We start from the raw sequence: 24,003 nt of genomic DNA on the forward strand, positions 1-24,003 counted from the left end.
TGAGATATCGTGTATCTCTTCGTACGCTTGGCTTCTGTTCAGTTTTCAAAGAACTTCCGTCGCTCATTTGGCGACTTTCATATCATAACACTTCATTAAAGAGGAAGTCAATTCCTTTTTTAAAAAGTTTATTGTGTTTGCCGTGCTCGTTCGCAGCGACAAGTAATAATTTAACACGCACCCGTCATAGAGTCAATCATTTTTTTAATTATAATTCTCAATAACATATTTTGTTTGATAAATGGACTTCGCTGGTGTTTCTCTTTTCACTAATGAAACACAGCCCTTTTCAACTAATGTGTTAAGCATTAGCTCTAAATCAATGCGATATTCCTGCACTTCAGGCAATGATAGCATCTCAGAGATGGTCGCTTCTCCTTCAATAGATCGAAGCTGCTCCAAAAAGTGTGATGCCCCCAGTTCAAGCTTAGAATGAATAGCAACACCAAGTGCTAGAATTAGCAATTCAATTCTTTTATCAAGTGCCTCTTCACTATTTAGTGCTTCTTGATATAGTTTATGAATTTCAGGTTCTATCTTTTTCACTTGCTCCCAAACCGTCACTTCAGGATAAAATCCATCTTTAATAACAGCCATTCTCGCCAGATGGTGAAGGGCATGAAATAAATTACTAAAGCCATCCAAAATAAAACCTTGCTGGAACAACGTCTTACCTTCTTCAAATCTGCGCAGCAATTTTGCAAATTGTATGGTTAGCTTCTTAGAGCGATCCCCTGGAGGAAAGCTATCAATACGAAACTTCACATCCTGCATAAACTCATTGCGATCATACACAATTCGTCCATTAACAAGCCAATCAATTAAGCGGCGTTGGTTTCCAGTAATAAGAGAATGGTGCATCATCTCTTGACTCATCGTATGAAAAGCAATTCGTTTCCCCACGGCTTCATAATGCTTACTTTGCCAATCTTTCACATGATCAGAAATTAATAAGATAATTGCATCAAAGCCGTCTGTACTAAGAAAGGATGAGTCGTCCTTTCTTAAAACCAAAATGGCACACGTATCTTCTTTTCCCGCTTGATCTTGATAAAGCTGTCTTAACAGCATGTCCATGATGTATCCTCCCCGTAGAAAAAGAATCTTTCTCAATAAAATATCATATGTCCTTATCAATTCGTCAAGAAGTACTTCTCCTCCTCCTTCCTATTGACTTTAATTGAGTGAGTGTATACGCTGTCTGTGGTATACTTTTTCTGTCAGGAGGCGGAGTATGGCTATTAAGTATTCAAATAAAATTAATAAGATACGAACTTTTGCTTTATCCTTAGTATTTATCGGTATTCTCATTATGTATATAGGTATTTTCTTTAGAGGCAATACAATCATTATGACCCTTGCCATGTTAATTGGTTTCTTAGCAGTAATATCCAGCACCGTGGTCTACTTTTTTATTGGCATGCTTTCGACAAGAGCAGTACCTGTGGAATGTCCAAGCTGTGGCAAGCATACAAAGGTTCTTGGTCGAGTAGATGCGTGTATGCATTGTAATCAGCCTTTAACGGTTGATAAAGATCTAGAAGGCCTTGATTTTGATGAGAAGTACAACCAAAAAACAAGTAAATCGTAAAAAAAAGCCCCTCAATTGTAATGATTGAGGGGCTTACTGTTTATTCATTAATGGGCCAACTCGCCTTTACAATCTGGACATGTACCGTGAATTTCCATTCGATGTCCATTCACTTTAAAACCAGTAACATGTTCAGCCAGAGACTCAACCTCATTTAAACCTGGGTAGTGAAAGTCAACGATTTTACCACAATCATTACAAATGACGTGATAATGATCTGTTGTGACACTATCAAACCGACTGGATGAATCCCCATAGGTCAGTTCCTTTACGATACCTACTTCTTTAAAAACTCTCAGGTTATTATATACAGTTGCAACGCTCATATTAGGAAATCTACCTTCTAATGCCTTATATATATCATCAGCAGTAGGATGGATTGATGACTCATATAGAAACTCCAAAATGGCGTGGCGTTGAGGAGTCATTCGAACACGAGTGCTTTTTAGAGCCTCAACTGCATCATGCAGGCGATGATTTGACGACATCGTCATGCACCTCGCTTTCAAAACCTATTCTTACTTTATAATAATTATAAGTCAAGAATAATCTCCCTGTCAATTAGGCAACATCCCATTTGCTAGAACATGGGATAAATCCCCCGACTTTATGAGGAAGGACGTATAACGATGTGTTTTCTGATCCTTGCGCTGTTTTACTTTCTCAACGTTTAAGCAGGCCTCTTTTAGTGATTCCCTTAATGCAGGAAGATCATCCTCATCCGCTCCGAATAGAAAGGTCGTACTTCCCTTTCTTAAAAAACCTCCCGAACTGGCAAGCTCAGTCATTCGATATCCTTTTTCCCGGAGCTCTTTCTCTACCTGATCTTTATAGAAATTATCCAGTATACATACAAGTAACTTCATCTGGATCTTCCTTTCTGCTTCTTATTGGCCGCTATTTAGCTCATTAATATATTCAAGCACTTCTTCTGCATGCCCTTTTACCGATACTTTACGCCATTCTTTTACTAATTGAAAGTCTTTGTTAATGACAAATGTCGACCTGACGACACCCATGTATTCTTTTCCGAAGTTCTTTTTTAATTGCCATACTCCATACGCCTCTGACGCCTCATTATTCTCATCAGCAAATAACGGAAATGGTAACGAGAACTTTTCGCTGAAATTCTGGTGCTTCTTAATTGAATCAGGGCTTACACCTAAAACCACGGCTCCTTGCTCTTCTAATTCTCCAGTTAAATCCCTAAAGTCACAGGCCTCTGTTGTGCAACCTGGGGTATTATCCTTTGGATAGAAATACAGGACGATATGCTGACCTTTATAATCAGATAATGCTTTTGTTTCTCCTGATGTGATAGGTAACTTGAAATCAGGAGCCGTACGACCAACTTCTGCTGTCATATTCACTCAATCCTTTGTTCATTATTTATCTGTTATCGTAGCTGATTCTTGTCTGTTAATCAATTGGTTTGCCAATTAGACTTATCCTGAAGCGGTTGAGCACCCAAAAAACTTGCCGATCCCTACTGCATATGGTTGAATGGCTAAGAGAGACTTAGATTTTCTGGAGGGAACCATATACATGAATAGAAACCAATCAGAGCTCCTATTTTCGGAAGCTCAAGAACATATTTTAGGTGGCGTGAATAGTCCGTCTCGAGCCTTTAAAGGGGTTGGCGGTGGAACGCCTGTTTTTATGAAAAGAGCCTCTGGGGCATACTTTTGGGATGAGGACGATAATCAATACATCGATTACCTAGGCGCCTATGGGCCAATCATTGCCGGACACGCCCACCCTGCAATTAGTCAAGCGATTCAAACGGCTGCAGAAAATGGGCTTTTATATGGAACACCTACTAAATTAGAGAATCAATTTGCGAAGAAGCTTAAGGATGCCATTCCTTCACTAGAAAAAGTACGCTTTGTTAATTCGGGTACAGAAGCCGTAATGACGACCATTCGTGTTGCACGCGCGTACACCGGTCGAGATAAAATTGTTAAATTTGCCGGCTGTTATCATGGGCACTCCGACCTTGTACTTGTAGCGGCTGGTTCTGGCCCTGCAACACTAGGTACACCTGATTCAGCTGGTGTGACTAAGAACATTGCAAAAGAAGTTATCACTGTACCCTTTAATGATATTGAAGCCTATCGTGCAACGCTTGAAAAATGGGGCGATGAAATCGCAGCTGTTTTAGTTGAACCCATTGTTGGTAATTTCGGCATGGTAGAGCCCGCACCCGGATTTCTACAGCAGGTTAATGAGTTGACTCATAAGCACGGAGCCCTTGTTATCTATGATGAGGTTATCACCGCTTTCCGTTTTATGTATGGTGGAGCGCAGGACTATCTTGGGGTTTACCCAGATATGACGGCGCTTGGCAAAATCATTGGTGGGGGATTACCTATTGGAGCGTATGGCGGCCGAGTAGACATTATGGAGAAAGTTGCTCCACTTGGACCAGCGTATCAGGCTGGAACTATGGCAGGGAATCCCGCATCTATGTCTTCAGGAATTGCCTGTCTTGATGTATTAGCAGAAGACGGCGTGTATGAGCATTTAAATCATTTAGGCGAAATGCTAGAAGACGGTCTGATGAAACTCGCCCGTAAGCATCACGTTCAAGCAACAGTCAATAGAGTAAAGGGTGCCCTGACACTATATTTTGGTTCTGAAACGATTACCAACTATGACCAGGCGAATGCTACAAACGGCGAGCAATTTAGCATCTTCTTTAAAAGTATGTTAAATCAAGGCATTAATTTAGCGCCTTCTAAGTTTGAAGCATGGTTCCTCACGATTAAGCATACAGAACAAGATATTATCAAAACATTAGAAGCAGCTGATTATGCGTTTGCCGAAGTAGCTGCTACCTTGTAAACACCCTATCTAATGTTTCGGAAAGGATTCATCTCAGATGAAGTTAGGAGCTAGAATATTCAAAACCGGGTTAGCCATTATTCTTGCTTTATATTTAGCTGAATGGCTGGGTTTTAACCCACCAACCTTTGCAGCTATTGCAGCGGCATTTGCCATTCAGCCGTCAATCTATCGAACCTTCAAAACATTACTCGATCAAGCACAAGCAAATGCCATCGGGGCCGCTCTTGGGGTCATTTTCGTCATTACATTTGGCAATGAGCCTTTTGTGGTAGGTGTGGTTGTCGCGTTATCGATTGCGATTATCTTGAAGCTAAAGCTTCAAGCAGCCACCATTCCGATTGCGATTGTAACAATCATCATTATTATGGAAACACCTACTGAAAGCTTTTTGGAGTTTGCTGCAGGTCGTTTTTTCTTAATTATCCTTGGGATTCTATCTGCCTTTATCGTTAATCTAATTTTCATTCCGCCTCGTTATGAATTAAAGCTGTACGAGCGAATGACAAAGGCCGTAGATGAAACGATACAGTGGCTCATGCTTTTTGTTCATCAGGATGCGGAAACAAAGAAATTAAAGCAGGACATTGACCGTCTCAATTCGGAAATGGAGAAGCTTGATACATTGTTTGACTTGTTTAAAGAAGAACGGACGTATTTCTTAAAAAGAAGCTTTTCAAAAGCGCGCCGTGTTGTGGTATTTAGACAAATGGTTCACGCTTCGAAAAAAGCCCTGGATGTGCTAGCAAGCTTTGACAAGCGATTATATGAGCTAGATGAGCTACCTCCTCGAGTGCGTGATATTATCCAAACACAGCTTGAGCATCTAACGACCTATCACAGTCGTATCATGATGAGGTACGCAGGAAAAGTAAACAAAAACCCATCTGAGGAGCTAATTAGTGACATTGATAAGGGGCAAGCGAAGCTAACAGACTTGTTTGTGACTTTATATGAAGAGCCTGAATTTGATCTTGCCCAATGGCATCACTTCTTGCCTGCTATCTCTGAGGTCATTGAGTATCAAGAAGAGCTTGAGCATCTTGACCAATTAGTGGAGAATGTGACCTCTCACTTAGAAGAACCGACCGTATAAAAAAAGCTCGGTCCACCTTGTTATGTGGATACCGAGCTTTTTTAGAAGGGGAACGAAGTATGTGTTGTTTCTTCGACTACCGCTCCCGGAAATGGGGGCACGCTTACCGCGGGAAGGTATTGAACTAATCTGGCTCCGCCATCTTATTTCAATGAACCTTTTCATCGAGGCCACTGAAAAATGATCTTTAGAAGACTACGAACTATCATCAATAGTTATAGTCAGATCGTTAGCGAAAGGAGAACCCGAAGACTCCTGCGGAACAGAACGCGGCAGACCGACATCGAAGGGGCGATTTTCCGCTTTGAGGGCTGAGGCCGTTCCCGCGGAAAGCGTAGGGTTCTCCTGTAGCGGCGCCATTCAGCTCATCCATGACTTTATCAGTGGCCTCCTTTTCATCCCGCAGTGTCAGCCCTCCATTTCCGTCCGCTTGTTAGTTTGGTATTATCATCAGAATGTACACTATTATAAGGAGACTGGACTTTTTTCATGTTATCCTAGCTGCTGTACATGGAATAGCTTATGGTAGCTTCCTTCTTTTTTCATTAATTCATCGTGTGATCCAATCTCACTGATCTGCCCGTTCTCAATTACAACAATTCTGTCTGCTGTAGTAATGGTAGAAAGTCGGTGGGCAACAATAAATGTTGTACGATCCTCTGCAAGCATTGCAAGAGCTTCTTGTATATAATGCTCACTTTCTAGGTCAAGGGCCGATGTCGCCTCGTCAAAAACTAAGATTGGCGGATTCTTAAGAAACACTCGTGCAATCGCAATTCGTTGCTTCTGCCCTCCTGAGAGTTTCACCCCTCGTTCACCTACCTGTGTATCATATCCGTGGGCTAAAGCTTCAATAAAGTCATGCGCATTCGCAGCTTTGGCTGCTCTCACAATCTCTTCATCCGTTGCCTCAGGGTTACCCATTTTTATATTGGTTTTGATCGTGTCACTAAAAAGAATATTGTCCTGAAGAACCATACCGATTTTATCCCGCAGTGTTCGAACCTTTAATCCGCGGATATCATGTCCATCAACTAGAATTCTTCCTTCCGTCACATCATAAAATCGTGGAATGAGGCTAATTAGTGTGCTTTTTCCTCCACCACTCATACCAACAAATGCGATAGTTTCCCCTTTTTTTACGTCAAGGTTAATGTCCTTTAAGACTGTTGCTTCGTCCTCTTCATATGAAAAGCTAACATGCTGGAAGGATACATCTCCTTCTACTACCTCTAATGCCTGAGCCTCATTAGAATCTTTGATGTCATACTTTTCGTCTACAAATTCAAACACTCGATCCATTGATGCTATAGACTGGGTTAATGTGGTTGATGAGTTGATGAGTCTACGCAAAGGACCATACAAACGCTCCATATATAAGACAAATGCCGTCATCGCCCCAACCTCAAGCGAACCCGTAATAACAAAGTACCCTGATACAATAAGTACTAATAATGGTGCAAAATCAGTAATTGTATTTACAACCGCAAATGTCTTGGCATTCCACTGTGTATGATCTAGTGCTTTATCTAAAAAATGATGATTGCGTTTTGAGAAAGCTTTTTGCTCATGATCCTCTAAAGCAAAGCTACGAATAATGTTCATGCCTTGGACCCGCTCATGCAGATGCCCTTGTACATCTGCTAATGCCTGTGACCGATCTCTGGTCAGCTTCCGGAGTCTTGCATAAAAATATTTAATTGAAAATCCGTATAGCGGAAACATAGATATCGCTACAAGCGTTAACCAAAAATGGATATTCATCATGATGATAATGGCAATGACGATGGTAAACAAATCGAGCCAGATGTTCATAAGTCCTGTAATGACAAAGGTTTTTGTTTGTTCCACGTCATGGATGACTCTTGATATGATCTCGCCAACCTTCCGATTTGAATAGAAGCGTAGGCTCAATTTTTGAATATGGTGAAACAACCCATCTCGGATATCAAAAAGAACCTTATTGCCAATCCATTGGGCAAAGTATTGCCGATAATATTCAACGGGTGGACGAACCACGACAAAAATAAAAAACATTCCGCCCATAATCCAATACAGGGTGGAAAGCTTGTCTGCCTGGCTTAACGTGTTATTTAAAATCACGTCGTCAATAATGTACATCATAACTAAAGGCAGAAGTAATGGTATGCCAAATTTCAAGATTCCAATCACGATCGTGGCGGCAATCTGTTTCCAATACGGCTTTACAAAACTCATATACCTGCGTATACTATCCAAATTCTTACACCTTCTCCTCAAGAAAGAAAGCCTGGAACCCAGGCTTCAAGACTAAAAACAATTGATTAATTCAAGGAAAGCAGATCCAATCTGCTTCATAAAACTTTAGCTATCTGTACTGCAAATACCGCTCGTACCAGCTTTCAACAAACTGCGGCGCAAACGGTCCCTTCCTTTGATGAATCCAAGAAATTAACTCATCTACACTTCTTCTTAGTATTCCATCAAGCTCGGGAGGATAATTCATCGCTTTACTATGAAGCTCATATTCATCTTCATCCAATAGCTTAAAGGTCATGTCCGGAAATACTTTAATATCGAGATCGTAATCAATATACTTCACTGCCTCATCATCCCATGTAAACGGAGTGCCAAGATTACAGTAATAGTAAATTCCGTCTGATCGAATCATGCCAATCGTGTTAAACCATGTTTCAGCGTCAAAATAACAAATTGCCGGCTCTCTTGTACGCCAATTACGTCCATCCGATTCTTTAACAATAATCCGATCATTTCCGCCAATAACAACTTTTGACGTCCCTTTAAGTACAATTGTATCTTCCCAAATGCGATGAAGTGATCCATTATGCTTATAGCTATGGATTTGAATGTTGCTTCCTACTTTGGGAAATTTCATATAAGGCTCCTTTCTCATTTCTGCGGACGCCCTAAACAGGGATACTCCCCCTGTTTACTGCTAACGTTCTAACCTGCCATTGTTTTATCCACTTATATTATACAGTTTTCCATATCGTTTTGAAACGGTAAGGGCCTGAATTTAATAAACAGGCTATCGGATTTGGACACTCCATGTAAAAAACGCCCTCTAAACCGGATGGTCAGAGGGCGTTTCGCTCTGCAAAAATGAATGGTGCAGAGTGTTATTGTTGTGTTTTTTTAGACTGAGACTGTTGGTTTTGCTTTCTCACTTCTTGAGCATCTGTTTCAGATGCAAATTCAGTGTTGTAGTTTTGTTGTTCAGAAGCTTGGTTTTGCTTCTTAACAGTCTTAGCGTTTGTATTTGATTTCTTTTCCATGGTTTATCACCTCCACAAACTATAAGATGTCCGGAAGGTGAGGGTCTTATTCAAACTTTTTAAGCGAGTAAAGAAATTCCTCCATCGACAATAATCGTTTGCCCGCGAATCATACTTGCTTCATCAGATAACAAGAAAAGAGCTGCATTGGCAAGATCTGCTGGTTCTACAATTCGTCCAGCCGGAGTTCGGTTGGCTGCGTCGTTTAACAATTCTTCTCGGTTCGGGAAGTGAGTTAATGCATCTGTATCAACAGCCCCACCTGAAACGGCATTCACCACAATATTCATCGGCGCAAGCTCTACGGCTAAATATCTGGTTAACGATTCTACAGCCGCTTTGGACACACCAACCGTTGTATAGTTAGGAAGGTAACGGATAGACCCAAGTGAGCTCAGGCTGACAATTTTTCCTCCGTCCTTCATACGCTTAGCTGCCTCTTGTGCGCAGAATAGTAATGCTTTTGCATTAATGTCCATCGTCCAATCCCAATGACTCTCCTCAAGCTCCATTAATGGACGCAATACTCCGGATGCCGCATTGTTCACAAAAATATCCAGTCGTCCAAACTCCTCATCAACGGTTTGGAACATTTCTTTAATTTTTTCAGGCTTACCTACATTTGCTTTTACAATTACAGCCTTTCTGCCTAGTGCTTCAATTTCCGCGGCAGTATCCAGTGCAGCTTGTTTGCTTCTAGCATAATTTATGACAAGGTCATACCCTTTTTCCGCGAGTCTTAACGCAATCTGTTTTCCAATCCCACGGCTACTTCCTGTAACGAGTGCTACCTTTTGTGACATTCTTTTCTCCTCCAATCAAATATGCCCATCTATTATAGCGCATAGCAGGATTCGCTGAAAGCCAGACTATAAATAAGAATGAATACAGGAGGAATGATTACATGTATGTAGGAAGAGATATGAGCGAGTTGAGTCAGTATTCCACAGAAGAATGGACAGATAAGGAGCTCGCTTTTTTTCATAATGGAATGACACAGGTAGCACCCTACCTTAACCAAGAGGGCGCAGCCATTCATGTACAGATCATAAAAGAAATTGAAGCAAGAGGCGGTTTACACCATAAGGAGGCCACTTGGACACAGGGCACGGAGGTTCATTATGACTAATGAAGAAAAACAGCTCTATTACGTAAATCTAAACCCAATCAGCATGGATGCGATCAGTCCCGTCAGAGTAAATGACGGGCAATTAATTGAATATGAAATTGAGGCAACCTTAGACGAGAAAAAAGAACTAGAGCACTTACTGCACGAAACCCAAGCTCACGATGTCGAGCTAGGCAACCTTATCAGCTTCCGCCACTTTGATGATGAAATTGGAGATGCCGACAAAAACGAATACCAGCGCGGTTTAGGAACTATTTTTGACGAGCTCTACCGACTCGGAACGGAAGAAACCAAAGCAAAGATAAAAGAAATTCATTTGATTAATGATGAGGACGTTGGGCAGGATGAACCTGGTTTGTGAAGGAATGAGGCTGTGCGGGGGAGTTGAGCGGGAGCAGGCATGCGAGCTCGTGCTTGGGCATGCGAGACTTCTGGCTAAGTATTAATGATAATCTAAATAAAGATGATTCCTCTTGGGACAAAGGATTAGAGGTAATAGGGAATTGGTGCGAAACTCACAAAAGCGGCGGGGGCTGAGCTAGTATCGGCGCGAATCCCTCGAAAGCGGCGGGGACTGAGCTAGTATCGGCACTAGATATCTTTCCCGATATCTGTTCCCCTTTCCCGATATCCGCTCCTCTTTCCCGATATCCGCCTCTCCTTCCCGATATCCGCTCCTCTTTCCCGATATCCGCTCCTCTTTCCCGATATCCGCTCCTCTTTCCCGATATCCGCCTCTCCTTCCCGATATCCACCTCTCTTTCCCGATATCCACCTCTCTTTCCCGATATCCACCTCTCTTTCCCGATATCCACTTCTCTTTCCCGATATCGCCTCCTCACCTAGGCAAACAAAACACAAAAATGGCACGCAAGCATCCCACGCTCACGTACCATATTTCCTTATTTACTTAAAAATTTGATTTAGATTGTCCGCCGTCTACGTTTATGGTGGCACCGGACACCCAGCCTGCTTTGTCGGAGGCTAGAAATACGACGACGTTGGCGACTTCTTTTGCGGTTCCGAAGCGACCGGCAGGAATTTCATTTTCGACAAAGGCCTTCATTTTCTCCGGGTCTTCATCTATTCGTTTTTGCCAGTTACCGGATGGATGGAGGATGGATCCTGGCGCCACCCCGTTTACTCTAATTCCGTTTTTGATTACTTCGTCCGCAAGTGCTTTTGTGAAGCTAATTAATGCGGCTTTTGCATTATTGTAGGTGGGACGGCCTCCTGCCTCGCGTCCAAAAATGGAGGAGATGTTTACGATCACTCCTCTTTTTTGTTTTTCCATTTCAGGTAGGGCAAGCTTGCTGAAATGGACGGCCGAAAAATAATTCAAATCAAACGCTTGATAGAACGTGTCCAGCTCTGTCTCACTAATGCTAGATCCGTTACTACCGCCCACGTTGTTAACCAGCACATCCACCTTGCCTAGTTCATTGACTACTTCACTAAAAGCCCGTGAACGTTCCTTTTCATCCGCAAGATCAGCTTGTACCGCATAGACGCCAAGTTCATTTTCACATGCCTCAAGCTCTTCTTTTCCCCTTGCTGCGATTGCGACTTTGGCTCCCTCTTCAATAAATGCTTTGGCGATGGCTTTTCCAATACCTTTGGAGCCGCCCGTCACAAAGACAACCTTCTCTTTTAATTGTAGATTCATGCTTAATCACCTCGTATAGAATGGGTAATAATCTTTTGATGTGAGACTGGGAATGCATATTGTTCTAGATCCTCTTCTTTGACCCACTTTAAAACGGTACCTTCTGTGCTTTCAACGGTGTCTGCTTTGCCTTCAAACACTTGTATATTCCAAATAATATGGGAAAAGACATGCTCTATCTTCTGAATCGCTTCGTTGTGATTGTAGTCACGAACGCCATAATGTGTAGCTAAGCCTTGCTCTAGCTCTGTAAAAGAATACTCTCCTAGCTCAAAATTCGGGAATTGCCATAAGCCAGCCAGTAGCCCTTTTTCTGGACGTTTTTCAATTAAGACTTCATCATGATCATTTCTAATTAAAAAGGCTGCCATATTTTTTGGTACAGCTTTCTTCTTTTTAGCTTTTACAGGTAATTCGGCTTGTTTCCCTTCAAAGTAAGCACCACATTGCGTTTGGACTGGGCAAAGAAGACAGCCTGGCGACGTCGGTGTGCAGACCAATGCCCCGAGCTCCATTAGCCCTTGATTAAATGCAGAAGGATCATCTGGATCAATTAATTCATATAGTTCGCTCTCAAACATTTTGCGAGTTTTAGCTTTTCCGATGTCTTCATCAATTAGCAAAACTCTAGCCAACACTCTCATCACGTTACCGTCCACAGCTGGCTCCGGTTTATTATAAGCAATACTTAAAATAGCTCCTGCTGTGTACGGACCTACTCCTTTTAAAGTGGAAATTTCCTGTCTTGTATCAGGAACCTTTCCAGCGTATTCAGTCACAACTTCACGAACGGCGGTTTGCAAATTACGAACGCGGGAATAATACCCTAGACCTTCCCACGCTTTTAAAATTTTGTCCTCGGGGGCATTCGCAAAGCTTTGGAGGTCTGGGAACTCGCGCATAAAATTTGTGAAGTACGGAATGACAGTGTCTACTCGAGTTTGTTGGAGCATGATTTCAGATACCCACACTCTATAAGGATCACGATTTTCTCTCCATGGCAAATCACGTTGATTTTGATAAAACCATGTGATTAAATCATTTCTAAATGCATTGATATCTATGTCTGTGCATCGTAACGTCAACTCGATTCACCCCCAGTTTCTTTTCGCTGAAAGGCCCAGCAATGCAGCTTTGATAGACCACCTGCAATCATTGGATCTAGCTGCTGGAAATCGGGATGAATTTTGGTTTGACGTAGTTGCTTTAAACGTCGATAATGGGATAACGTTGAGACTTCAAACATTTCAACATATAATAGAGGTTGATCAGCTGCTTCAAACCACTCAATATTAGTGGCACCCTCTTCTGAGAGAGTGTTTAGCAGGCTAGGCATAAGTTGCTCATAACCTTTTTTTGCTTTATCGTTAATTTTATATTCAACAAATACACGAATAGGTTGTTTCATTCATAACATCCTTATATATTATTAGAATCCCACTAAAGGAGGATCCCTTGTTTCATGGACACAAGTACACATATTGTCATGGGAATTGGCCTTGGTGGACTAGCTACGATTGATCCAGCAGTTGCCACGAATCCGGTCATGCCTGGTGCCGTTATGGTTGCAACGCTAATTGGCTCCCAGGCTCCTGACTTTGATACGATATTAAAATTGAGAAATAATGCAGTGTATATACGAAATCACCGGGGGTTGACACACTCCATACCAGCTGTGATTATCTGGTCATTTCTAATTTCAACCATCATCGCTTTATTTGTTAGTGATGCGAGCTGGCTCACTTTATTGTTATGGACGTTTATTGCAGTGTTCCTGCATGTTTTTGTAGATATCTTTAATGCCTATGGTACACAGGCTTTAAGGCCTTTTTCAAACAAATGGATTGCTTTAGGCATAATTAATATCTTTGACCCATTTATTTTTGCTTCGCATGTTGTGGCTATTATGCTTTGGTGGACGGCTCTTGCGCCACCCGGGCCAGTATTTTTTGGCTTGTACAGTTTGTTGATTTTGTACTATTGCTGGAGAATTAAAGAAAAGCGCAACGTTGTTCGGAATGCAAGAAGTCTGCATCCGGATGCTACTCACATTTTTGTCTCTCCATCCATTCGATGGAATCAGTGGCATTTAGTGATTAGAACACCGCAAATGCTTTATGTTGCGGAATCCAGACACCGAAATATAAACTTTTTTGAACGCTATCAGTTTGTTCCGATCCCTGAGACAACGATCATTAATGCAGCTAGAAAAGATCCGAACCTTTCTGCATTTTTATCTTTTTCTCCGACTTACAGGTGGGAAGTGGATGAAAGTAGTGAAGGCATGCAGGAGGTACGTTTTTACGATTTAAGATACCGTAGTAAGGGTCATTATCCGTTTGTTGCCATTGTGCAGATGGACGAAAACCTTGAAATCGTTTCTTCCTATACTGGCTGGGTCTTTAGTGAAGAAACTCTGCAAAAGAAATTAAAAGTCGTGACGTAATGTTTATGGAGAAAGCCCGGTTATACCGGGCTTTCTTTTGCTTTTAGAACCGTTCTACAGCCTATTCATTTAAATGGCTAAACTTTTTTTGTCCGGGTTCATAGCGATGTAAATAGGGACCGTATTGATCAATCCATTTAATGACAACCGCTTCTGTAGTCTCGGGTCCACGATATTTACGTCCTGCTTTGGCATAAGTTGCTTCGAAGTCTTCCCAAAGCGATTCCACCCATGTTCTTGCTTGCTCAACTGTGAACTCTTGGTTACGTTGCATCAGTCTTTCTGTTAGCTCTTTGAATTTTTCTTCCATCTTTCTTTTCCCCCTTACAATAATTACGTCTTATAGTTTAACCTTCAAAGCGAACAATACAAATAGGCCACCAGGAGAGGAGGCTGCAGCATGAGGAACAAGGCATCTCATTTTCCCGGACGGATCTCTTTATCAGGAGAGCCCAAAGCTAAACCGGAATTCTCATCAAAACGTGCTGATGGTACGATTGCGGATCGTCCACAGGAGCGAATGTTTAGCTCTAATAGAAATCATTCACACAAGTGATGACGGAGGTGGCAAGCGTAATGAGTAAGAAGCAATCCTTTACTTCTCACTACAAAGATCCTTTTCAGTCGCCAAGGGCAAACTCTAAAAAATCGTTTCACCAAGTAAATGGGGAGACGGAACAGAGTCAGCACAATATTATATTAGAGAAACAAATGAGAACACGAACGTAGAAATGAAATGGCAGGGTTAATCCCCTGCCATTTTTTTATAATTGCAGTAGTGATATTGGGACTCCCTCTAAATTTTTTGCATTATTTCTATAGCCCCAAGCAAAGTGTCCATTCATGTAGGAGATTGAAAAAGTAGACTCTCCGTCCTTCATTTGATACGTTTGTCCGGGTTTGAATTCTTCAGGATTGATGAGGTATGCCTTTGCAAGCAGCACCCTTCGTTCATATACAGCAAATTCATTTAGCATTCCCATTTGCTCTGCTTTTCTGGCTTTTTCATTTAATGCCACAATTTCTTGACGTAATTCTGGATTGGTCATGTCACTAAACCTTTTTTCAGTCATGGTTTAACTCTCCTCTTGTATCGCTTCTTCCAAGTACCGGTCAATTAATTGAACGGAAAAGCCTTTTTGATATAGTGCCTGTTTCATTTTAAGCGTAAATTCTTTGCCTGTATACTTGGATGAGTATTTACGTTGTAGTTTCTCAGCCTGGTAATACAATGCTTGATTCTCGTCTTCTTCCTCAGGCATTGTCATCTCTTCAAGCACGGACTGAATAAGAGCACTTGAGAAGCCTTTTGCTTTAAGCTGAGTATAGAGCTTTCGTTTATGTGCAGAATGTGAATCTTTTGCTGCTTTTTTTGCTTGCTTGTCCACCCATTTTTGGATAAGCGTTTTCTCATCCTCTTCATGAAATTCCTCAACCGCTTGCTCTGTCACTGCTTGACCTACACCCTTTTGTTGAAGCTCTTGCTTTAGCTTTAATGGTCCCTTGATTTGACTTGTAGATTTGCTTTTTACATAGGCGGAGGCGAACTCATGATCATTTAAATAACCAAGCTTTTGCAGTTGCTTGATCGCTGCCTCAATATGTGCAGGATCCCGTTCTTTTTTCTCTAAATACGTTTGCATTTCGTGGATGGTCCTCATGCGGTAGGAAAGATAATGAAAGCTTAGCTGTAGGGTTTTCTTTTTTTCATCTTCCTCTATTAATTCCTTCATGTGTTCTTCGTTAATGTCCATTCCCTTTTTCAGGTTGTATTTCACAAATACGTCCTGATCAATGGCAAAGCCAAAGCTCTCTTGACCATCCTTCATCAAAAAAATATTCAAGCGCTCCTTGTTACGCTTTTGGACAGTGATCCTGCTTATTTTTGTCATGTGACACCCCTTTAACAACAAATACTGTCTTCATATTACATTCATTCGGGTATACATTATTATTATCATATACTGAAGGAGGCTGTATATGAAGATCGCAATTACAGGTGGGAGCGGGTTCATCGGTCAGAAGCTTAGCCAGCAATTGGCTGACTCCGGACATGAATTAATTATTCTTACGAGAACCCTCGATAACAAACCTGCCCAGTCGCACATCACATATGTGGAATGGTTAACAGACGGTTCTGAGCCTGAGAAGCATTTAGAAGGAATTGATGCCATTGTAAATCTTGCTGGTGAGTCCATTATGGGACGCTGGACCAAGGAAAAAAAGCAAAAAATCTTGGATAGCCGAGTTGAAGCTACACGAGAGGTATTATCCATTATACAAAAATTAAAGCAGAAACCCGAGGTATTGCTTAACGCTTCTGCTATTGGCTACTATGGTATCTCTGAGACCGCTGATTTTGTAGAGGGGGACGAGCCCGAGCATAAGAATTTTTTATCTGAGGTTTCAATTACGTGGGAGCAAGAAGCTAAAAAAGCCTTAGAATATGGAGTACGAGTGGTCTACGGTAGGATTGGCATCGTCCTTGATGATCAAGCAGGCGCACTGCCCAAGATGATCATTCCGTATAAGCTATTTGCTGGAGGAAGACTTGGCACAGGAAGACAATGGTTTTCATGGGTACATATCGACGATCTAACAGCCATGTACCAATTCGCACTTGAAAACAAGAGCATTAGTGGGCCATTTAATATTACCGCCCCTAACCCGATGCAAATGCAGGAATTTGGCCATACGCTTGCAAAAGTGATGAATCGCCCGCATTGGCTACCTGCGCCTACTTTCGCTCTATCTATTGTTTTAGGTGAAATGAGCACTTTGTTAGTAGAAGGTCAAAAAGTATACCCGAGAAAAGCAAAGGATAATGGATACACGTTTAAGTATAGCGAGCTAAAGCCTGCTCTTGAGCACTTAACAGGCTCCTGAAGGTTATTTAGACTATTGTGAGAAAAACAAATATTTGTGGTTTGAACACTACCTCATTGGGTACTTATATACAGGAATCAACAAGATGCAGGTGGCTAGCTACGCTCACTTGAACTAATCAGCTTTAAGCACGTTTAATGCCATCTTAGCTCGTTTGCTTCTTAACTAGCTTAAGTTATACCATTGTGAGTGGAGTTTGTTTCCAGCTGCATCAAAAAATAAAGATGGTTAAAAGGGGTGAAGATATTGAGCAAACAAACGGCAACGATTATTCCAGTTACTTTTGAAAAGCCCACTAAAGAGGACAGTTCAGCAATGTGGAACCTAGTGAATGAGTCCACACTTGATCAGAACTCACCCTACAAGTATATGATGATGGCTGATTTCTTTACCGAGACGTGTATCGTCGCAAAACAGGATGAAGAGCTAGTTGGATTTGTAACGGCTTTTATTCAGCCGGAACGACCTGACACCTTGTTTATCTGGCAAGTAGGAGTGGACGCTTCACAACGAGGAAAAGGTCTCGCTTCAAAAATGATTTCAGAGCTAATTAAATGGAATGCCACAGAGGTACACTATCTTGAAGCAACTGTTACACCATCTAATGAAGCCTCAAGGGCATTGTTTAAGAAGCTAGGTAACAAGCTGAATGCAGAATGTGAGATTACTGATCATTTTTCAGCCTCACTTTTTCCAGATAGCAGTCACGAAAAGGAACAATTATTTAGAATTGGTCCATTTAAGCTTTAAGTAAACGGTTTACCATTTAAAGGAGGAGAACACTTAGACATGACTCATAAAACGGATATGAATATATTTTCACAACTGGAATCCGAAGTTCGAAGTTACGTGCGCAGCTTTCCTACCGTGTTTACCAAGGCTAAGGGCCATAAGATGTGGGATGAGAGCGGAAAAGAGTATATTGATTTCTTCTCTGGCGCTGGAGCGTTAAATTATGGTCACAATGATCCATTAATGAAAGAAAAATTAGTCGAGTATATTCTGAGTGATGGGATTACTCATTCATTGGATATGGCAACAGCACCAAAGGCTGTTTTTCTAGAGGAGTTTAATAACACGATCCTCAAACCTCGTGATATGAATTACAAAGTCATGTTCCCGGGTCCTACTGGAGCAAACACAGTTGAAAGTGCTCTAAAGCTCGCTAGAAAGGTAACGGGACGTACGGATATTATTAGCTTTACAAACGGTTTCCACGGAATGACGATCGGTGCTCTATCTGTAACCGGAAACTCGTTTAAACGTAAAGGAGCGGGAATTCCACTTACTAATACTGTAACAATGCCCTTTGACAATTTTGTCAGCGATGAGCTCGACACTCTGGAGTATCTCGAGCGCTTCCTAGATGATGGAGGCAGCGGTGTTGCTATTCCAGCAGCCATTATTCTCGAGACAGTCCAAGGTGAAGGCGGAATTAATGCCGCAAGATACGAGTGGCTTAGAAAAGTGGAAGATATCTGCAGACGATGGGATATTCTATTAATTGTCGACGATGTTCAAGCCGGTGTCGGAAGAACCGGAACATTCTTTAGTTTTGAAAAAGCAGGCATTAAACCTGATATTATTTGCCTATCTAAGTCTATTAGCGGATATGGCACACCATTTGCCCTTACCCTGATCAAACCTGAATATGACATTTGGGCTCCGGGTGAACATAATGGAACATTCCGAGGCAATAACCATGCCTTTGTCACTGCGACAGCAGCTCTTTCCTACTGGAAGGATGGCAGCCTAGAACAGAAGATCGAAAGACAATCCGAAAGAATCTTCTCTTTCCTAAACGGGCTTGTTGAGAAATATCCAGAGCTTGAAGGCGAAGTTCGCGGCCGAGGTTTCATGGCAGGTATTTGCTCACCTAAAGAAGGGCTAGCAGGAGAAATCGCTGCAGAAGCGTTCTCTCGCGGATTAATTATGGAAACAGCTGGACCTAGCGATGAGGTATTTAAGCTCTTCCCTGCACTAACAATAAGTGATGAAGGTCTTGAAGAAGGACTTCGTATTTTAGAAGCTTCGATAGAATCATCTGTAAAACCAAAAGAATTAGTAACGAACGCATAAATCGAATCTGGAGGGGTCACCTGAGATGAAAGTAGTATCACTTAATGACGTTATAGGAACAGAAAATGAAGTAAAAGCCAAAAACGGAAACTGGGTCAGCCGCCGTTTGCTATTTAAAAAGGACGGAATGGGTTACTCAGTAAATGACACAATTATCAAAGCAGGAACTGAAACACACATCTGGTACCAAAATCACCTTGAATCGGTCTATTGCATCGAAGGCTCAGGTGAAGTAGAAACCATCAAGGACGGCAAAGTGTGGCCAATCAAAGCTGGCGACATTTACGCTCTTGACCAAAACGACGAGCATCTATTACGCGCTCACGAAGGTGGAGACATGAGAATGGTCTGTGTCTTCAACCCACCACTAACCGGAAAAGAAAACCATGACGAAAACGGCGTCTATCCCGTGATGGAAGATTAATTAAATGCACATGTAAATGTAAGAGGCTGGGACAAAAGAATTATTACTATTCTAAAAGCTGAAGAATGTTGGAGTCTCTCCATTCATTGTTCAGCTTTTTTATTGTCCAAACGAGGCCTAAATGAAAAGGATCATTGAGATAAAAGGGCGTAGTTAGGTTATCTCATTACCGTCCCGCGGTAAGCGTGCCCCCTATTTTGGGAGCGACGGACGAAGAAACGAATCATGATCCCTTTCTATCCATGGTATCAAAATCAAAAAATAAAAAGGAAACAAGCATCTATGCCCATTTCCCCTTCTTATTTATTAAAATTTTATTAATGAACATACACCTGCTCAAATTCTATATCTTTTAAATCTAAACCGATCTTGCTCAGAAACTCTTGAACCTCTTCCATCGTGTCTAGAGGATATTGCGTTTGGCATAGATGACTCGCACGTTTTAAGCTAGCTTGAAAGCTCTTGCTTTGCATTAGATCACTTTTCATTGAATAAATAGCCTGGAGCACTTTTTCATCTCGTTCAAAACTAACAAAGCCATCACTTTCATTAAAATACACAATGAGTGGCACATTTGTATGCGGGTGTATAATGTGTGCCTTGTATAAATTCACCTCTAGCTCCCCCTATGCTACTTTCAGATTATAAGTATTGTATGTTTCCCCTATCAAATCTTTATTAAACCTGCTTATGACTTATGATAAACAAGCTCTGTCACACTCTCTACCTGTGCGGTCCATGGAAACATATCTACCGGCTGGATGTTTTGAACTTTATATCCAGACTGCTTAAGTTGCTCAACATCCTTTGCTAGAGTCGATGGGTTACAGGAAACGTAGACAATTCTATGCGGCTTAGTCTGTTTTAATGTGTGAAGAAGCTTTTGGTCACAGCCAGTACGTGGAGGATCTAACACCACAACGTCTGGTTTCCAGCCCTGCTTGCTCCATTTAGGAAACCAATCCTCTGCTTTTCCGACCTCGTATTGATAGGAGGTTACCCCATGTTTAGCTGCGTTTTCGCGTGCATTTAGAATGGATTCCTCAATGACATCCATACCTCGGATGTCCCCCGCTTGATCAGCTAACCATAAACCAATGGTTCCTACTCCACAATAAGCATCTACTACTTTTTCTGTGCCAGTTAATTTTGCTGCTTTTTTTGCTTCATTGTATAGTACAACCGTCTGTTCTGGGTTCAATTGAAAGAAAGCACGAGCAGATAACGAGAAGGATACATCTCCGAGGGTCTCCTCAATGGTTTCTTCACCTGAAACTAGCTCGGTTTTATTACCGAAGATGATTGACGTCTTTTGTTCATTAACATTGTGCATAAATGAAGTAACCTCAGGCAATCTTTTTTTCACCTGTTCAATCAGCTGTTTACGTTTCGGTAACGAAGGCTCTGCAGTAACAAGTACAAGTTGAACATCTTCTGAGGTAAAGCTGACTCTTGTGACGATTGTACGAATGGCCCCGCGATGCTTCCTCTCATTGTATATGGAGATATTAAGGTCTTGTAGAATTTCCTTCATGACTTGGGTGACATGGTTTGACAGCTTATGCTGCACCATACAGGCAGAAAGATCAATGAGGGTATGTGAATTTTCCGCATATAACCCAGCCTTAAGCTGACCTTTGGATTTATTCACTTGAAGTTGGCTTTTATTTCGATAATACCAAGGGTTCTCCATTCCCAATGTTTTTTGAATGGGAAGTTCACGTTCCGAGAAGCTAGTATATCGTTCAAAAGCCTGTCTCACTAAATCAGCCTTTTCTTTTAGAGTTGCCTCATATTGCATATGCTGAAGCTGACAGCCGCCACACTGGTCATAGATCGGACAGGGGGCTGAGATTCTATCTGGAGAAGCTTTGCGGATTTTTTTAATAGTGGCGTCAGAAAAACGGTCTCCTGGTTTCGTGACTGTTGCAACGACTTCTTCTCCTGGCAAGGCTCCTTTTACGAACACAACGTGTCTTTTAAAGTAACCGACCCCTTCTCCGTTAATTCCTAAGCGTTTAATTGTAAGTGGAAATTGCTGACCTTTCTCCACCTTTGTATGCTGATTCGTTGATTTCATTTCTAGACACTCCATTTTTTTACTACGTATACTATAAAGTATAGCATGTTCACGGATCTTCCTAAACTTACTAAACACTTTGACCTCTATCTCTGATAAAATGATAAAAGTAATGGCTAGTGGAGGAGTGAAAACTATTGTCTATACCAACAGATGTAGCGTCCCTGCAGATTATGGCGCACGTCTACAAACGTCAAAGCGCCCAGTCTACCTTTGAAAAAACAGTAGAAAGCTTAGTACGTTCAGTACCTTATATTGATTGGGTCGGAATTTATTTATATGAACAATTAGATCATAAGCTGGTTGCTGCATCCTGCTTTGATGATGATTTGAAATGGACATGTAATGGAGAACTGAAATTTCCTATTAAAGACTCTGGTGATCAGGAGATCGGCATGATGATTGTACGCAGCAATCAATCCATTGCTTTTGATGTAACAGATGTGTCCACCCTAAAAACGATTGCAGCTGCAATTGGACAAGAAACCCTTGTTAATTAACCCATATGATGATTCGTTGTAACGAACCCCGACCATAATCGGGGTTTTTTATTTATGTATTAATATTAATATTAAAAAAATAAGGGATCCATTCCCTTATTATTGTAAATAGTTATACCAATGGCTACCCTAAAACAAGCGGAAAAAATAAGAGGGCCGACACCTGCGGGATGTACAGGAGGCCACTGAAAAAGTTATGAAAGAATGAGCTGAATGGCGCCGCTACAGGAGAACCCTACGCTTTCCGCGGGAACGGCCTCAGCCCTCGAAGTGGAAAACCGCCACTTCGATGTCTTCAGACGCGTTCTGTTCCGAGGAGTCTACGGGTTCTCCTTTCGCTAACGTTCTGCATTAAACAATTGAAGAACGTTCGCAGTCTTATTAAGATCGTTTTTCAGTGGCTTCGATGAACAGGTTCATTGAAATAAGAGTGCAAAGCCCGATTAGTTCAATACCTGCCCGCGGTAAGCGTCCCCCTATTTTGGGAGCGATGGACGAAGAACAAATCCTGAGCCCCCTCTATCCACACACCTTTTTTTGGTTATGGTAAAACATCACTAGATACAAGTTCATCTAAGCTTTCAAAGCAGTACCCTTGTTTTTTGGCCTCATCAATGACTCGAGGTAAAGCCTCTGCATTATCGCTTGAAACCGAGTGAAGTAGCATGATTGCGCCTGGATGAATTCTACTCATAATCTTTTCGTACGCGTAATCTGCTCCTTTTTGTTTATTCACATCCCAATCGGCATAAGCCAATGACCAAAAGACATTAATGTAACCCTCTGCTTCTGATAATTCTAGGCTCCGTTCACTGAATTCCCCCCGCGGTGGTCTAAGGTAGCTCATATAGTCTACCCCTGTAAGCTCGGTAAAACGTTTTTTTACTTTTACTAACTCTCTGGCCAGGCGCTCATCATCTATAGCGGGCAAGCTTGGATGGTGCCACGAATGATTTCCAACAATATGTCCTTCAGCTACCATTCGTTTGACAAGCTCAGGCGCGGAATCTAAATAATGACCTGTCACAAAAAAAGCGGCAGGCACCTCTTTTTCCTTTAAAACATCTAGCACTTTCTCGGTATACCCATTCTCATAGCCATTATCAAATGTTAAATACAAGACCTTGCGCTCAGTATCTCCAATAAAATACCCCCCTGCATTTTGCAGAAGTCTTAGAAACTCAGGCTCCGTAGTAGCAGGCTCTTCATTTTTTGAAGGCTTAAAGCTCCAATGAAGAACATCGTTATTCATTGTCTCTGCTGTAGCATTATTAGGTAAAAACGAAAGACAAAAAAGCACAATAATGAATAGTATCTGTTTCCATTTCATAAAATCACCCCACACATGTTTAGCCTTAGCATGCATCTGTAGCGTTTATTTCATTACACCATTATTTGGACAAACCAAAACCCCCGCCATCTTTAACAGGATGCGGGGGTTTCTTTGGACGTACTAATACATATTATGCTTCTACAACTAAGGTGGTAATCATTTCAGCGTGGCCAGCTCCACAAGGAATGGTGCATCGCACGGTGTATTCACCAGGCTCTAGAACAGCTGAGAATGAGCCCTCTCCATTTATTTCTACATCTGTTCCCTCTACTACAATTCCGTGGTTCCCCTCGACATTCTCGAGAGTAACGGTTACTTCACCTGCAGGAACCGTATATGATTCTTGATCAAAATCCCAGTTTGTCGCTCTTAAAATAACCTGTTCACCAGTAATTTCCTCTGCTGTTCCATTTTGATCTGTTTCTTCATTGTTATTGGCTGCTCCACACGCGGTAATAGCTATAAGGAGAAACAGTGCGACTAAAATAAACAGCATCTGCTTAAGTTTCATGAATAATACATCCTCCTACTTCTTTCTTGTCCCCTTAACAGTATACGCCCAGAACCCTTAAGCGTATATCACTTTTTAAAAATTTATTTGACCTTTTCGTTACTATTTATTTACCAAACGTTATCTTGCCCTTTTTTTGTTTG

Annotated in this window: 32 protein-coding genes; 13 read left to right on the forward strand and 19 right to left on the reverse strand. The window is 41.6% G+C overall.

Annotation, left to right across the window (positions count from 1 at the left end; all coding sequences use genetic code 11):
• Window positions 1–204: 204 nt before the first annotated feature.
• Window positions 205–1,077, reverse strand: a complete 873-nt coding sequence (locus tag FN960_RS17080; protein ID WP_143850074.1) for a nucleotidyltransferase-like protein — start codon at window positions 1,075–1,077, stop codon at window positions 205–207.
• Window positions 1,078–1,234: 157 nt separating this feature from the next.
• Between FN960_RS17080 and FN960_RS17085 the strand changes: the two genes are divergently transcribed.
• Complete coding sequence (locus tag FN960_RS17085) at window positions 1,235–1,591, forward strand: YgzB family protein (RefSeq protein WP_143850075.1); 357 nt, start codon at window positions 1,235–1,237, stop codon at window positions 1,589–1,591.
• A gap of 47 nt (window positions 1,592–1,638) precedes the next feature.
• Here FN960_RS17085 and perR read toward each other — a convergent pair whose 3' ends face one another.
• From perR to bcp, 3 genes are all read right to left on the reverse strand, one after another.
• Window positions 1,639–2,085 (reverse strand): peroxide-responsive transcriptional repressor PerR, encoded by a 447-nt coding sequence (perR, locus tag FN960_RS17090; RefSeq protein ID WP_143850076.1) that lies wholly within the window; start codon window positions 2,083–2,085, stop codon window positions 1,639–1,641.
• A gap of 63 nt (window positions 2,086–2,148) precedes the next feature.
• Window positions 2,149–2,457 (reverse strand): cyclic-di-AMP receptor, encoded by a 309-nt coding sequence (locus tag FN960_RS17095; RefSeq protein ID WP_143850077.1) that lies wholly within the window; start codon window positions 2,455–2,457, stop codon window positions 2,149–2,151.
• A 21-nt stretch (window positions 2,458–2,478) separates the two neighbouring features.
• Complete coding sequence (gene bcp, locus FN960_RS17100) at window positions 2,479–2,955, reverse strand: thioredoxin-dependent thiol peroxidase (protein WP_143850078.1); 477 nt, start codon at window positions 2,953–2,955, stop codon at window positions 2,479–2,481.
• Window positions 2,956–3,136: 181 nt separating this feature from the next.
• Here bcp and FN960_RS17105 point away from each other — a divergent pair, with 181 nt between their 5' ends.
• Together FN960_RS17105 and FN960_RS17110 are read left to right on the forward strand one after the other, a co-directional pair.
• The gene (locus FN960_RS17105; RefSeq protein ID WP_143850079.1) at window positions 3,137–4,435 is read left to right on the forward strand and encodes a glutamate-1-semialdehyde 2,1-aminomutase; all 1,299 of its coding nucleotides are present in this window, start codon (window positions 3,137–3,139) and stop codon (window positions 4,433–4,435) included.
• A gap of 37 nt (window positions 4,436–4,472) precedes the next feature.
• On the forward strand, window positions 4,473–5,531 hold the full coding sequence (locus FN960_RS17110) for an aromatic acid exporter family protein (RefSeq protein ID WP_143850080.1): 1,059 nt from the start codon (window positions 4,473–4,475) through the stop codon (window positions 5,529–5,531).
• Window positions 5,532–6,023: 492 nt separating this feature from the next.
• On the opposite strand, the gene FN960_RS17115 is transcribed toward FN960_RS17110, so the two are convergent.
• The 4 genes from FN960_RS17115 to fabL form a co-directional block, all read right to left on the reverse strand.
• The gene (locus FN960_RS17115; protein WP_306461624.1) at window positions 6,024–7,769 is read right to left on the reverse strand and encodes an ABC transporter ATP-binding protein; all 1,746 of its coding nucleotides are present in this window, start codon (window positions 7,767–7,769) and stop codon (window positions 6,024–6,026) included.
• Between the two features lie 109 nt (window positions 7,770–7,878).
• On the reverse strand, window positions 7,879–8,406 hold the full coding sequence (gene ntdP / locus FN960_RS17120) for a nucleoside tri-diphosphate phosphatase (protein WP_143850081.1): 528 nt from the start codon (window positions 8,404–8,406) through the stop codon (window positions 7,879–7,881).
• Between the two features lie 244 nt (window positions 8,407–8,650).
• On the reverse strand, window positions 8,651–8,806 hold the full coding sequence (locus FN960_RS17125) for a gamma-type small acid-soluble spore protein (RefSeq protein WP_143850082.1): 156 nt from the start codon (window positions 8,804–8,806) through the stop codon (window positions 8,651–8,653).
• Between the two features lie 59 nt (window positions 8,807–8,865).
• The gene (gene fabL / locus FN960_RS17130; protein ID WP_143850083.1) at window positions 8,866–9,609 is read right to left on the reverse strand and encodes an enoyl-[acyl-carrier-protein] reductase FabL; all 744 of its coding nucleotides are present in this window, start codon (window positions 9,607–9,609) and stop codon (window positions 8,866–8,868) included.
• Between the two features lie 101 nt (window positions 9,610–9,710).
• On the opposite strand from fabL, the gene yfhS reads away from it, so the two are divergent.
• Both yfhS and FN960_RS17140 read left to right on the forward strand, forming a co-directional pair.
• Window positions 9,711–9,935, forward strand: coding sequence for a mother cell protein YfhS (gene yfhS, locus FN960_RS17135; protein WP_143850084.1), 225 nt, complete (start codon window positions 9,711–9,713; stop codon window positions 9,933–9,935).
• A complete protein-coding gene (locus FN960_RS17140) occupies window positions 9,928–10,296 on the forward strand; it encodes a hypothetical protein (RefSeq protein WP_143850085.1) in 369 nt (122 codons plus the stop codon). Before yfhS ends, FN960_RS17140 begins: the two co-directional genes overlap by 8 nt.
• A 230-nt stretch (window positions 10,297–10,526) precedes the next feature.
• On the opposite strand, the gene FN960_RS17145 is transcribed toward FN960_RS17140, so the two are convergent.
• The 4 genes from FN960_RS17145 to FN960_RS17160 are packed head-to-tail and all read right to left on the reverse strand — an operon-like array spanning window position 10,527 to window position 13,009.
• The gene (locus FN960_RS17145; protein ID WP_143850086.1) at window positions 10,527–10,805 is read right to left on the reverse strand and encodes a hypothetical protein; all 279 of its coding nucleotides are present in this window, start codon (window positions 10,803–10,805) and stop codon (window positions 10,527–10,529) included.
• A 40-nt stretch (window positions 10,806–10,845) separates the two neighbouring features.
• On the reverse strand, window positions 10,846–11,601 hold the full coding sequence (locus tag FN960_RS17150; protein ID WP_143850087.1) for an SDR family NAD(P)-dependent oxidoreductase: 756 nt from the start codon (window positions 11,599–11,601) through the stop codon (window positions 10,846–10,848).
• Between the two features lie 2 nt (window positions 11,602–11,603).
• Window positions 11,604–12,686 (reverse strand): A/G-specific adenine glycosylase, encoded by a 1,083-nt coding sequence (gene mutY, locus FN960_RS17155; RefSeq protein WP_185971083.1) that lies wholly within the window; start codon window positions 12,684–12,686, stop codon window positions 11,604–11,606.
• Window positions 12,683–13,009 (reverse strand): MFS transporter, encoded by a 327-nt coding sequence (locus FN960_RS17160; protein ID WP_143850089.1) that lies wholly within the window; start codon window positions 13,007–13,009, stop codon window positions 12,683–12,685. Before FN960_RS17160 ends, mutY begins: the two co-directional genes overlap by 4 nt.
• Window positions 13,010–13,063: 54 nt before the next feature.
• Here FN960_RS17160 and FN960_RS17165 point away from each other — a divergent pair, with 54 nt between their 5' ends.
• Window positions 13,064–14,047, forward strand: a complete 984-nt coding sequence (locus tag FN960_RS17165; protein WP_143850090.1) for a metal-dependent hydrolase — start codon at window positions 13,064–13,066, stop codon at window positions 14,045–14,047.
• A gap of 61 nt (window positions 14,048–14,108) precedes the next feature.
• On the opposite strand, the gene FN960_RS17170 is transcribed toward FN960_RS17165, so the two are convergent.
• Complete coding sequence (locus tag FN960_RS17170; protein WP_143850091.1) at window positions 14,109–14,357, reverse strand: YfhJ family protein; 249 nt, start codon at window positions 14,355–14,357, stop codon at window positions 14,109–14,111.
• Between the two features lie 90 nt (window positions 14,358–14,447).
• Here FN960_RS17170 and sspK point away from each other — a divergent pair, with 90 nt between their 5' ends.
• Together sspK and FN960_RS17180 are read left to right on the forward strand one after the other, a co-directional pair.
• Window positions 14,448–14,603, forward strand: a complete 156-nt coding sequence (gene sspK, locus FN960_RS17175; RefSeq protein WP_143850092.1) for a small, acid-soluble spore protein K — start codon at window positions 14,448–14,450, stop codon at window positions 14,601–14,603.
• 20 nt (window positions 14,604–14,623) lie between these two features.
• Entirely contained in the window at window positions 14,624–14,776 is a 153-nt protein-coding gene (locus FN960_RS17180; RefSeq protein WP_143850093.1) for a YpzG family protein, read from the forward strand.
• Window positions 14,777–14,811: 35 nt separating this feature from the next.
• Here the strand turns inward: FN960_RS17180 and FN960_RS17185 are convergent, their stop codons facing one another.
• Both FN960_RS17185 and recX read right to left on the reverse strand, forming a co-directional pair.
• Window positions 14,812–15,120: a YfhH family protein gene (locus FN960_RS17185; RefSeq protein ID WP_143850094.1), complete on the reverse strand. Its 309-nt coding sequence runs from the start codon at window positions 15,118–15,120 to the stop codon at window positions 14,812–14,814.
• Between the two features lie 3 nt (window positions 15,121–15,123).
• Window positions 15,124–15,939, reverse strand: a complete 816-nt coding sequence (gene recX / locus FN960_RS17190) for a recombination regulator RecX (RefSeq protein ID WP_143850095.1) — start codon at window positions 15,937–15,939, stop codon at window positions 15,124–15,126.
• Between the two features lie 88 nt (window positions 15,940–16,027).
• Between recX and FN960_RS17195 the strand changes: the two genes are divergently transcribed.
• The 4 genes from FN960_RS17195 to FN960_RS17210 all read left to right on the forward strand — a co-directional run bounded on the left by FN960_RS17195 (window position 16,028) and on the right by FN960_RS17210 (window position 19,436).
• Entirely contained in the window at window positions 16,028–16,933 is a 906-nt protein-coding gene (locus tag FN960_RS17195; RefSeq protein WP_143850096.1) for a TIGR01777 family oxidoreductase, read from the forward strand.
• Between the two features lie 237 nt (window positions 16,934–17,170).
• Window positions 17,171–17,683, forward strand: a complete 513-nt coding sequence (ectA, locus tag FN960_RS17200) for a diaminobutyrate acetyltransferase (RefSeq protein ID WP_306461625.1) — start codon at window positions 17,171–17,173, stop codon at window positions 17,681–17,683.
• A gap of 39 nt (window positions 17,684–17,722) precedes the next feature.
• Window positions 17,723–19,012, forward strand: coding sequence for a diaminobutyrate--2-oxoglutarate transaminase (gene ectB / locus FN960_RS17205; RefSeq protein ID WP_143850098.1), 1,290 nt, complete (start codon window positions 17,723–17,725; stop codon window positions 19,010–19,012).
• A 25-nt stretch (window positions 19,013–19,037) separates the two neighbouring features.
• On the forward strand, window positions 19,038–19,436 hold the full coding sequence (locus tag FN960_RS17210) for an ectoine synthase (protein ID WP_143850099.1): 399 nt from the start codon (window positions 19,038–19,040) through the stop codon (window positions 19,434–19,436).
• Window positions 19,437–19,753: 317 nt separating this feature from the next.
• Here the strand turns inward: FN960_RS17210 and FN960_RS17215 are convergent, their stop codons facing one another.
• Both FN960_RS17215 and rlmD read right to left on the reverse strand, forming a co-directional pair.
• A complete protein-coding gene (locus FN960_RS17215; RefSeq protein WP_143850100.1) occupies window positions 19,754–20,050 on the reverse strand; it encodes a hypothetical protein in 297 nt (98 codons plus the stop codon).
• A 74-nt stretch (window positions 20,051–20,124) separates the two neighbouring features.
• Window positions 20,125–21,516, reverse strand: a complete 1,392-nt coding sequence (gene rlmD / locus FN960_RS17220) for a 23S rRNA (uracil(1939)-C(5))-methyltransferase RlmD (protein ID WP_143850101.1) — start codon at window positions 21,514–21,516, stop codon at window positions 20,125–20,127.
• Window positions 21,517–21,653: 137 nt separating this feature from the next.
• Here rlmD and FN960_RS17225 point away from each other — a divergent pair, with 137 nt between their 5' ends.
• On the forward strand, window positions 21,654–22,016 hold the full coding sequence (locus FN960_RS17225; RefSeq protein WP_143850102.1) for a GAF domain-containing protein: 363 nt from the start codon (window positions 21,654–21,656) through the stop codon (window positions 22,014–22,016).
• A gap of 541 nt (window positions 22,017–22,557) precedes the next feature.
• Here FN960_RS17225 and pdaA read toward each other — a convergent pair.
• Both pdaA and FN960_RS17235 read right to left on the reverse strand, forming a co-directional pair.
• Window positions 22,558–23,346 (reverse strand): delta-lactam-biosynthetic de-N-acetylase, encoded by a 789-nt coding sequence (pdaA, locus tag FN960_RS17230; protein ID WP_143850103.1) that lies wholly within the window; start codon window positions 23,344–23,346, stop codon window positions 22,558–22,560.
• A 133-nt stretch (window positions 23,347–23,479) separates the two neighbouring features.
• A complete protein-coding gene (locus FN960_RS17235; protein WP_143850104.1) occupies window positions 23,480–23,860 on the reverse strand; it encodes a cupredoxin domain-containing protein in 381 nt (126 codons plus the stop codon).
• Window positions 23,861–24,003: the final 143 nt, after the last annotated feature.

It is taken from the genome of Alkalicoccobacillus porphyridii (assembly GCF_007293315.1).
Lineage (GTDB): Bacteria > Bacillota > Bacilli > Bacillales > Bacillaceae_D > Alkalicoccobacillus > Alkalicoccobacillus porphyridii.

Excerpts from the sequence above, each read along its gene's own strand:
- FN960_RS17080 (WP_143850074.1), bottom strand. The coding sequence starts at position 1,077 with ATGGACATGCTGTTAAGACAGCTTTATCAAGATCAAGCGGGAAAAGAA.
- FN960_RS17085 (WP_143850075.1), top strand. The coding sequence starts at position 1,235 with ATGGCTATTAAGTATTCAAATAAAATTAATAAGATACGAACTTTTGCT.
- perR (WP_143850076.1), bottom strand. The coding sequence starts at position 2,085 with ATGACGATGTCGTCAAATCATCGCCTGCATGATGCAGTTGAGGCTCTA.
- FN960_RS17095 (WP_143850077.1), bottom strand. The coding sequence starts at position 2,457 with ATGAAGTTACTTGTATGTATACTGGATAATTTCTATAAAGATCAGGTA.
- bcp (WP_143850078.1), bottom strand. The coding sequence starts at position 2,955 with ATGACAGCAGAAGTTGGTCGTACGGCTCCTGATTTCAAGTTACCTATC.
- FN960_RS17105 (WP_143850079.1), top strand. The coding sequence starts at position 3,137 with ATGAATAGAAACCAATCAGAGCTCCTATTTTCGGAAGCTCAAGAACAT.
- FN960_RS17110 (WP_143850080.1), top strand. The coding sequence starts at position 4,473 with ATGAAGTTAGGAGCTAGAATATTCAAAACCGGGTTAGCCATTATTCTT.
- ntdP (WP_143850081.1), bottom strand. The coding sequence starts at position 8,406 with ATGAAATTTCCCAAAGTAGGAAGCAACATTCAAATCCATAGCTATAAG.
- FN960_RS17125 (WP_143850082.1), bottom strand. The coding sequence starts at position 8,806 with ATGGAAAAGAAATCAAATACAAACGCTAAGACTGTTAAGAAGCAAAAC.
- fabL (WP_143850083.1), bottom strand. The coding sequence starts at position 9,609 with ATGTCACAAAAGGTAGCACTCGTTACAGGAAGTAGCCGTGGGATTGGA.
- yfhS (WP_143850084.1), top strand. The coding sequence starts at position 9,711 with ATGTATGTAGGAAGAGATATGAGCGAGTTGAGTCAGTATTCCACAGAA.
- FN960_RS17140 (WP_143850085.1), top strand. The coding sequence starts at position 9,928 with ATGACTAATGAAGAAAAACAGCTCTATTACGTAAATCTAAACCCAATC.
- FN960_RS17150 (WP_143850087.1), bottom strand. The coding sequence starts at position 11,601 with ATGAATCTACAATTAAAAGAGAAGGTTGTCTTTGTGACGGGCGGCTCC.
- FN960_RS17160 (WP_143850089.1), bottom strand. The coding sequence starts at position 13,009 with ATGAAACAACCTATTCGTGTATTTGTTGAATATAAAATTAACGATAAA.
- FN960_RS17165 (WP_143850090.1), top strand. The coding sequence starts at position 13,064 with ATGGACACAAGTACACATATTGTCATGGGAATTGGCCTTGGTGGACTA.
- FN960_RS17170 (WP_143850091.1), bottom strand. The coding sequence starts at position 14,357 with ATGGAAGAAAAATTCAAAGAGCTAACAGAAAGACTGATGCAACGTAAC.
- sspK (WP_143850092.1), top strand. The coding sequence starts at position 14,448 with ATGAGGAACAAGGCATCTCATTTTCCCGGACGGATCTCTTTATCAGGA.
- FN960_RS17180 (WP_143850093.1), top strand. The coding sequence starts at position 14,624 with ATGAGTAAGAAGCAATCCTTTACTTCTCACTACAAAGATCCTTTTCAG.
- FN960_RS17185 (WP_143850094.1), bottom strand. The coding sequence starts at position 15,120 with ATGACTGAAAAAAGGTTTAGTGACATGACCAATCCAGAATTACGTCAA.
- recX (WP_143850095.1), bottom strand. The coding sequence starts at position 15,939 with ATGACAAAAATAAGCAGGATCACTGTCCAAAAGCGTAACAAGGAGCGC.
- FN960_RS17195 (WP_143850096.1), top strand. The coding sequence starts at position 16,028 with ATGAAGATCGCAATTACAGGTGGGAGCGGGTTCATCGGTCAGAAGCTT.
- ectB (WP_143850098.1), top strand. The coding sequence starts at position 17,723 with ATGACTCATAAAACGGATATGAATATATTTTCACAACTGGAATCCGAA.
- FN960_RS17210 (WP_143850099.1), top strand. The coding sequence starts at position 19,038 with ATGAAAGTAGTATCACTTAATGACGTTATAGGAACAGAAAATGAAGTA.
- rlmD (WP_143850101.1), bottom strand. The coding sequence starts at position 21,516 with ATGAAATCAACGAATCAGCATACAAAGGTGGAGAAAGGTCAGCAATTT.
- pdaA (WP_143850103.1), bottom strand. The coding sequence starts at position 23,346 with ATGAAATGGAAACAGATACTATTCATTATTGTGCTTTTTTGTCTTTCG.
- FN960_RS17235 (WP_143850104.1), bottom strand. The coding sequence starts at position 23,860 with ATGAAACTTAAGCAGATGCTGTTTATTTTAGTCGCACTGTTTCTCCTT.